Here is an 8285-nt window from a genome sequence, read left to right on the forward strand (position 1 = left end):
CCGGACCAGTACAGCGCCACCGACGACAACGGCAGCAGCAAACGCCTGCCCCGCAACGCGGTTCCGGCCGCGGCGGCTCCGGCGAGGGTGTCGCCGAGCACCGTCAACGCGGCCGGGGCCCGCACCAGCTCCGCGTACGCCCTCACGCCAGCTCCCCCGCCCACCGGTACAGCTCCCGGGTCTGCTCGGCGAACCGGTGCTCGTCGCTGCCGAGCGGGTCCTTGAAGAAGAACGCCAACGCGCCCAACGCGCCCACCTCGCCGGCGGCGTGCGCGGCGGCGACCAGCCGGGCGAGGTCGAGCACGAGCGGCGCGGCCAGCGACGAGTCCAGACCGGTCCACGTGAGCTGGAGGGACATCCGCGCGCCGAGGAACCCCTCGAACGACACGTGGTCCCACGCGGTCTTCCGCTCGCCCAGGTCGGGGACGTTGTCGATGTGCAGCGGCGCGGTGACGTCGTCCCCGAGCAACGCCGCGAGCCCGCGTGCCTTCGACGCGATCTTGCTGTCCGCGTGCGCCGGGTCCTCCAACGTCGCGCCGTCACCGCCGCCCAGCAGGTTCGTGCCCGACCACGACCGCACCCGCAACGCGCGGGCGGTGAACATCGGCGCGAGCACCGTGCGCAGCAACGTCTCCCCCGTCTTGCCGTCCCGGCCCGCGTACGGCAGCCGCTGCCGGTGGGCGAGCTGGTCCAGCGCGGGCAACGCGACGCCGGTGGACGGCGTGAAGTCCACGAACGGGCAACCCGCGCTCAGCGCCGCGTATGCGGCCACCGAGCTGGGCGGCAGCACCGAACGCGCCGGATCGGCCAACGCCTCCTCCAACGCGGCCAGGTCGTCGTGCTCGGGCGTGGCCGGCGCCGGCGGTTCGGTCGAGGACACGTTGACCACCACGACCCGCGCCAGGCCGTGCCGCTCGCGGAACGCGGTGATGTCGGCGGCGAGCCGTCGCGCCGCCTCCGCCTGGCTGCCCCGGTGCGTCACGGGGTGGTAGCCCGGCCTGATCTCGGCGTCGGCGGCGGTCAACCCGTCCGCGACCGCCCCGAGGAGCCGGTGCGGCAGCACACCGCTGTCCGCCAACGCCTCGGCCCGCTTGACCAGCGGCGTCTGGACGACGTCGTGCCCGCCGACGACCAGGTCGTCCCAGCCCGGCAGCGGGACGCCGGCCAGCTCGGGTCGTTCGGTGACGCACCCCGTCGGCGGCGCCAGGCCCGCGCGCAGCGCCACCAGCCCGCCGATCGCCGTCGTCGCGACCGATCCCCGCGCCCCGATCAGCCACAGCCCGGTGGGTTCGTCCGTCATTGGCCACCCTCCTTCGCCACCCTCACCGTCGGACCAGCGAGCGGCTACCGCGCAGCGCTCACGCGACCGACGCGGCCCCGGAGAAGGGCTCGGCACGCCTGCTCCCGGCCGTGGGAGTGAGGTGGATCAGCGTCATGCGGCGAACGCTAGGAGGGCTAATGGCGGATGTCAATCAAAAGTCCGCCGGGTTTCGGCGGATTACGGCAAATGAGTAAGTACTCTGGTTCAATTGAGGGGTGGAAGACGACGTCCCCTCCCTCGGCACCGCCTCCCCCGGAGAGCTGTTGCGGCTCCTCCGCGACGGCGTGCCGCGCACCCGCACGGAACTGACCGCGGTGACCGGCCTGGCCCGGTCGACCGTGCGGGCCAGGCTGGACATGCTGCTCGACGCGGGCCTGGTCAGCGACGGGGGGAGCGAGGCGTCGACCGGCGGCAGGCCGGCGGGCCGGTTCGTGTTCAACGCGAAGGCCAGGGTCGTCCTCGCCGCCGAGGTGGGCGCGACGCACGCGACCGTCGCGGTGACCGACCTGACCAGCACGCCGCTGGCGCTGCTCCGCTTCGACCAGGACATCGCCGAGGGCCCGGACGTCGTGCTGCCCCGGCTGATCGCCGCCTGGCGGTCGCTGCTCGCCGAGGGCGACCTCGAGTCGGTGCGGCTGGCGGGCGTCGGCATCGGCCTGCCCGGCCCGGTCGAGCACTCCACCGGCCGGCCGAACAACCCGCCGATCATGCCCGGCTGGGACGGCTACGACGTGCCCGGCCGCATCGGCGCGGAACTCGGCGTGCCCGTCCTGGTGGACAACGAGGTGAACCTCATGGCGCTGGGCGAGCACACGAAGTGCTTCCCCGAGGCCGAGCACCTGATCGTGGTCAAGGTCGCCACCGGCATCGGCGCGGGCTTCATCAGCAACGGCAAGCTGCACCGCGGCTCCGTCGGCGCGGCGGGCGACCTCGGGCACATCCTCGCCCCGAACGCGGGCGACGTGCCGTGCCGCTGCGGCAACAACGGCTGCCTGGAGGCGGTCGCCAGCGGCGCCGCGATCGCGGCCTCGTTGCGCGCCAAGGGGATCGAGGCGCGGACCAGCTCCGACGTCGTCACCCTGGTCCGGTCCGGCAACCTCGAAGCCGGCCAGGTCGTGCGGCAGGCGGGCCGCAACATCGGCGAGGTCCTTGCCGCGTGCGTGAGCATGTTCAACCCGTCGCTGATCGTCGTCGGCGGCACGGTCGCGCTCGCGGGCGAGATGCTGCTCGCCGGCGTGCGGGAGGCGATCTACCGCCGTTCCCTGCCGCTGGCCACGGAGAACCTGCGGATCGTCCCGTCGCAGGCCGGTGACGACGGCGGCGTGCTCGGCGCGGCGGCGATGGTCGTCCAGCACGTGCTGTCGCCCGCCGTGGTGGACCGCCAACTCGCCTGACCCGCCCCGCCGCAACCGGCCGACGCCCACCCGGCCCGACCACCCTGACCCGACACCCACAGACCCGGCCCCGCCGGACCGACACCCCGGTCAGCCCGCCGGTCCGACGCCTGGCCCGACCCCCTCACCCGACCTCACCGACGTGGAGACGCCGTGGTGCCACCCGAAGCCGACACCCGTGCCCGACCCCCGCACGAGGTCGCCGCGTGGAGCCGCGCCGTGGTGGGCCCCGCGCTGCGGGCCGCCGTCGACGACCTGCCCACGTCCACCCGGCACGTCGCCGGCTACCACCTGGGCTGGTGGGACGAGCACGGCGAGCCGACCGACGCGGCGGGCGGCAAGGCGATCCGCCCGGTGCTCGCCCAGCTGGCGGCGGAAGCGGTCGGCGGCGAGGCAGGCGCCGCCACCCCCGCCGCCGTGGCGGTGGAGCTGGTGCACAACTTCACGCTGCTGCACGACGACGTCCTCGACGGCGACCGCACCCGGCGGCACCGACCGGCGGCGTGGCACGTGTTCGGCGTGGGCGCGGCCGTGCTGACCGGTGACGCGCTGCTGGCGCTGGCGTTCGACGTGCTCGCCGACTCCGGCCACCCGGAAGCGCTGACCGCCGTGCGACGGCTGAACGCCACCGTGCAGGGCTTGGTCGAGGGCGAGCACACCGACCTCGCCTTCGAGCGCAGGCACGACGTCGGCGTGGCCGAGTGCCTCGCGATGGTGGAGCGCAAGACGGCCGGACTGCTGGCCACCGCGTGCGCCCTGGGCGCCCTGTTCGGCGGCGGCGACCCGACCCGGGTGGCGGGCCTGCGGATGTTCGGGCACCGCCTCGGGATGGCGTTCCAGCACGTCGACGACCTGCTGGGCATCTGGGGCGAGCCCGCCGTCACCGGCAAGCCGGTGCACGCGGACCTCCTGGCGCGCAAGAAGTCCCTGCCCGTGGTCGCCGCGCTCGCGTCCGGCACGCCGGCGGGACGCGAGTTCGCCGAGCTGTACCGGCAGGACGGCCCGCTGACGCCGACCGAGCAGGCGCGCGCGGCCGAGCTCGTCGAGGCGGCCGGCGGTCGGGCGTGGAGCGAGCGGCAGGCGGAACGGCTCCTCGCCGAAGCCCTGCGCGCCCTCGACTCACTCCACCCCGCACCGCGGGCGGGCGCGGAACTCGCCGCCCTGGCCGAGGCGATCGTGCGCCGCGACCGCTGACCCGGTCACCCGTTGCCGGCGACGAGCGGTTCCAGCACCACCTCGGGGTGCAGGCGGCGCAGCACGCCGAGCGCGGTGTTGTCCACGAACAACGCCAGGTCGGCGCCGTCGGCACGGGTCAGCACCTCGCTGCGGTTGCCGTCGACCAACGCCCGCTGCGCCGGGTCGACCAACCGCTGCACCACGGTGTACGGCAACGGGTCCAGCCGGACCGGCGACTTGAACTCGGCGCTCAGCCGGTGGGACGCGACCTCGAACTGCATCGGGCCGACGGCGGCGAACACCGGCGAGCCGTCACCGCGCCGGTTCGAGCGCAGCACCTGCACCACGCCCTCGGACTCCAGCTGGTCGATGCCCTTGCGGAACTGCTTGGCCCGGCTCAGGTCCGCCGGGCGCGCCACCGCGAAGTGGGCCGGCGCGAAGCTCGGTAGGCCGGGGAACCGCACGTCCCGCCGGTCGGCGTGCAGGGTGTCGCCGACGCGCAGCGCGGTGGCGTTCACCAGGCCGATGACGTCACCGGGGTAGGCGACGTCCAAAGTGGACCGCTGCTGCCCGAACACCTGCTGCACGTACTTGGTGGCGAACGGCTTGCCGGTGGTGGTGTTGGTGACGACCATGCCGCGCTCGAACACGCCCGAGCAGACGCGGGCGAACGCCACCTGGTCGCGGTGGGACGGGTCCATGCCCGTCTGCACCTTGAACACGAACGCCGAGAAGGGCGCGTCCAGCGCGCGGGGCCGCGCGTTGACGTCCGGGCGCGGGGTGGGTCGCGGCGCCAGTTCCACCAGCAGGTCGAGCAGGTGCCGCACGCCGAAGTTCAGCACCGCCGACCCGAACAGCACCGGCGTCCCGGTCGCGTCGCGGAACCGGGCCAGGTCGAAGTCGCCGCCCGACGCGGCCAGCAGCTCGGCCTCCTCGACCGCGCGCGTCCACTCCGGACCCTCCTCGGCCTCGGCTCGCGCCGGGTCGAGCCGTTCCTCGCCGGCGGCCGTGGCGCCGCCCGCGGTGCGCGAGTAGCGGATGAAGTCGCCGTCCCGGCGGTCCAGCACGCCCCGGAAGTGCCCGGCCACGCCGACCGGCCAGGTCAGCGGCATGGGCTGCAGCCCGATCCGCTCCACCAGCTCGTCGCACAGGGCCAGCGCGTCCCGGCCCGGCCGGTCCCACTTGTTGACGAACGTGATCACCGGGATGCCCCGGTGGCGGCACACGTCGAACAGCTTCAGCGTCTGCGGTTCGAGGCCCTTGGCCGCGTCGAGCAGCATCACCGCCGAGTCGACGGCCGACAGCACCCGGTAGGTGTCCTCGGAGAAGTCCGCGTGGCCGGGCGTGTCGAGGAGGTTGACCACGGCGTCGCCGTACGCGAACTGCAGGGCGGCCGAGGTGATGGAGATGCCGCGCGCCTTCTCCATCTCCATCCAGTCCGACACCACGCCGCGCCGGCCCGCCTTGCCGTGGACCGCGCCCGCCTCGGAGATCACCCTGGCGTGCAGCGCCAGCGCCTCGGTCAACGTGGACTTGCCCGCGTCCGGGTGGCTGATCACCGCGAACGTGCGCCGGCGGTCAGCCTCCCGCAGCACGTCGGCGGACGAGGCGGTCACCGGACCGGCGGCGGTCATGCGCGTTCTCCAGGGCTCGACGACGACAACCCCGGAATCTTACCCTTACGTTACGGTAGCCTTTGCCGCGCCCGCGACCCGCGACCCCGTGGCGCGGCGGTGCTCCCGATCGACAGCGGAAGGGACCTTGTGGGCGGACACATGCAGATCGGCGAGGTGGCCGACCGGACCGGCCTGTCGCTGCGCACGATCCGCTACTACGAGGAGGTCGGCCTCGTGGTGCCCAGCGCGCGCAGCCAGGGCGGCTTCCGCCTCTACACCGAGCCCGACGTGGAACGCCTCGGCGTGATCAAGCGCATGAAGCCGCTGGGCTTCCAGCTGGAGGAGATGCGCGAGCTGCTGGCCATCCTCGACGCGCTGTCCGCCGCCGACGACGTCGACCGCGACGAGCACCTGGACCGCCTGGCGCAGTTCCACGCGGCGGCCGAGGAGCGCTGCGACGAGCTGCGCGGCCAGCTCCGCATCGCCGAGGACTTCGCCTCCACCCTGCGCGCCCACCTGCCCGCGCACCGGTCCGCCGGGGGCGCTGTTTCGCCCGTCGATACTCTCACGTAACGTTAGAGTGTGACCACGGCTCGAACCCACACCCCTCCACCCGTCCTCGCTCCCGACGCCCTCCGGGTCATCGCCCTGGGAGGTCTCGGTGAGATCGGCCGGAACATGACCGTGTTCGAGCACGAGGGCAAGCTGCTCGTCGTCGACTGCGGGGTCCTGTTCCCCGAGGAGCACCAGCCCGGCGTGGACGTGATCCTGCCCGACTGGAGCTGCATCCGCGACCGGCTGGCCGACGTGGTCGCCGTCGTCCTCACGCACGGGCACGAGGACCACATCGGCGGCGTGCCGTACCTGCTGCGCGAACGGCCCGACCTGCCGGTCGTCGGCTCCCGGCTGACCCTGAGCCTGCTCGCGGCCAAGCTCGTCGAGCACCGCATCACGCCGGTCACGATCGAGGTCAAGGAGGGCCGGCGGCTCGAGCGCGGCCCGTTCGACCTGGAGTTCCTCGCGGTCAACCACTCCATCCCGGACAGCCTCGCCGTCGCGATCCGCACGTCCGCGGGCCTGGTGCTGCACACCGGCGACTTCAAGATGGACCAGTTCCCGCTCGACGGCCGCATCACCGACCTGCGCGGCTTCGCCCGCCTCGGCGAGGAGGGCGTCGACCTGTTCCTGGTCGACTCCACCAACGCCGACGTGCCCGGCTTCACCACCTCCGAGCGCGACCTGGCGCCCGCGATCGACGAGGTGTTCCGCACCACCCCGCGCCGGGTGATCGTGTCGAGCTTCGCCAGCCACGTGCACCGCATCCAGCAGGTCCTCGACGCCGCCCACAAGCACGGCCGCAAGGTCGCCTTCGTCGGCCGCTCGATGGTCCGCAACATGGCCGTGGCCACCGAGCTGGGCTACCTGAAGGTGCCCGACGGCCTCGTCGTGGACGTCAAGCGGATGGACCGGATGCCTCCCCGGCAGGTGACGCTGGTCTGCACCGGCTCGCAGGGCGAGCCGATGGCCGCGCTGTCGCGGATGGCCTCGGGCGACCACTCGATCCAGGTCGAGGAGGGCGACACCGTGCTGATGGCCAGCTCGCTGATCCCCGGCAACGAGAACGCCATCTACCGGGTGATCAACGGCCTGACCGACCTCGGCGCGAAGGTCGTGCACAAGGGCAACGCCAAGGTGCACGTGTCCGGCCACGCCAGCGCCGGCGAGCTGGTCTACTGCTACAACATCGTGCAGCCGGCGAACGTCCTGCCGGTGCACGGCGAGGCGCGCCACCTGAGGGCCAACGCCGAGCTGGCCATCAGCACCGGCGTGGACCGCGCCCGGGTGCCCATCGCCGCGAACGGCCACGTCGTCGACCTGCACGAGGGCCGCGTCCACGTCACCGGCAAGGTCGCGATCGAGAACATCTACGTCGACGGGCAGACCGTGGGCGGGGTCACCGAGGTGTCGCTGGCCCAGCGCCGCACCCTCGGCGAGGAAGGCGTCATCACGGTCGTCGCGATCATCGACATCGAGACGGGCCGGCTCAGCGAGGAGCCGGACTACATCGCGCACGGCTTCGAGCACGACGACACCACGTTCCGACCCGCGACGTCGGCCATCGAGAAGGCCCTGGCCGGTGCGAGCGAGCGCCGCGTCACGGACCTGGTGGAGCTGGAACGGCTCATCGGCCGCGAGGTGCAGATGTGGGCGCAGCGCGCCTACCGCCGCCGCCCGGTCGTGATCCCGGTGGTCATCGAGGCGTAGGGCCGGTACCCCGGCTCACGTCCAGGGGACCGTCGCCTGGAGCACCGCCTCGCTCAGCGCCTCCGTGCGCAGGCGGGTCACCTCCTGGTACTCCGGGTCGGCGACCATGCGGCTGAACGAGGCCCGGTCGGGGTAGCGGACGACCACCACCGCGTCCCAGCTCTGCCCGTCCTCGGCGACCAGGGCCGTGGAGCCGGCGCCCGCGTAGACGATCTCGCCGCCGTAGCGGGGCAGGAACGTCTCGCGCAGGCGCCGCGCGTACTGCTCGTACGACGCCCGGCCGCCCTCGGCGAACCGGAGCAGGTTGAGCATGACCACCGGCCCGCCCGGGTCCTCGGCGAGCAGCCGCTTCAAGTCCGCACCACGTGGATCGACAGCCATGCCGTCAGCATGGGTGGCGGGCGGCCGGTTCCGCATCGGTGGGTCCACCAGCCCGGCCGTCCCGCACGGCTGCCGCACAGCTGGGGCGCGCCGACGGCCGGGCCGACCGGTGCGGCGGAGTCGGCCCGGCCG

Annotated in this window: 7 protein-coding genes; 4 read left to right on the forward strand and 3 right to left on the reverse strand. The window is 73.5% G+C overall.

Annotated elements, in window-relative coordinates; translation table 11 throughout:
- Positions 1–142: 142 nt before the first annotated feature.
- Positions 143–1300 (reverse strand): inositol-3-phosphate synthase, encoded by a 1158-nt coding sequence (locus ACFQ3T_RS31905; RefSeq protein ID WP_380729054.1) that lies wholly within the window; start codon positions 1298–1300, stop codon positions 143–145.
- 236 nt (positions 1301–1536) lie between these two features.
- Here ACFQ3T_RS31905 and ACFQ3T_RS31910 point away from each other — a divergent pair, with 236 nt between their 5' ends.
- Together ACFQ3T_RS31910 and ACFQ3T_RS31915 are read left to right on the forward strand one after the other, a co-directional pair.
- Positions 1537–2715: an ROK family protein gene (locus tag ACFQ3T_RS31910; RefSeq protein WP_380729056.1), complete on the forward strand. Its 1179-nt coding sequence runs from the start codon at positions 1537–1539 to the stop codon at positions 2713–2715.
- Between the two features lie 153 nt (positions 2716–2868).
- A complete protein-coding gene (locus ACFQ3T_RS31915; RefSeq protein ID WP_380729058.1) occupies positions 2869–3909 on the forward strand; it encodes a family 2 encapsulin nanocompartment cargo protein polyprenyl transferase in 1041 nt (346 codons plus the stop codon).
- Positions 3910–3914: 5 nt separating this feature from the next.
- On the opposite strand, the gene ACFQ3T_RS31920 is transcribed toward ACFQ3T_RS31915, so the two are convergent.
- Positions 3915–5525, reverse strand: a complete 1611-nt coding sequence (locus ACFQ3T_RS31920) for a peptide chain release factor 3 (protein WP_380729060.1) — start codon at positions 5523–5525, stop codon at positions 3915–3917.
- Between the two features lie 141 nt (positions 5526–5666).
- On the opposite strand from ACFQ3T_RS31920, the gene ACFQ3T_RS31925 reads away from it, so the two are divergent.
- Positions 5667–6080 carry a MerR family transcriptional regulator gene (locus tag ACFQ3T_RS31925; protein ID WP_380729062.1) on the forward strand — a complete coding sequence of 138 codons (414 nt, stop codon included), beginning with the start codon at positions 5667–5669 and terminating at the stop codon, positions 6078–6080.
- 9 nt (positions 6081–6089) lie between these two features.
- On the forward strand, positions 6090–7772 hold the full coding sequence (locus tag ACFQ3T_RS31930; protein WP_380729063.1) for a ribonuclease J: 1683 nt from the start codon (positions 6090–6092) through the stop codon (positions 7770–7772).
- 15 nt (positions 7773–7787) lie between these two features.
- On the opposite strand, the gene ACFQ3T_RS31935 is transcribed toward ACFQ3T_RS31930, so the two are convergent.
- Positions 7788–8153 (reverse strand): DUF1330 domain-containing protein, encoded by a 366-nt coding sequence (locus ACFQ3T_RS31935; RefSeq protein ID WP_380729065.1) that lies wholly within the window; start codon positions 8151–8153, stop codon positions 7788–7790.
- Positions 8154–8285 lie beyond the last annotated feature (132 nt).

It is taken from the genome of Saccharothrix hoggarensis, assembly GCF_042678885.1.
In the GTDB taxonomy this organism is placed as follows: Bacteria; Actinomycetota; Actinomycetes; order Mycobacteriales; family Pseudonocardiaceae; genus Actinosynnema; species Actinosynnema hoggarensis.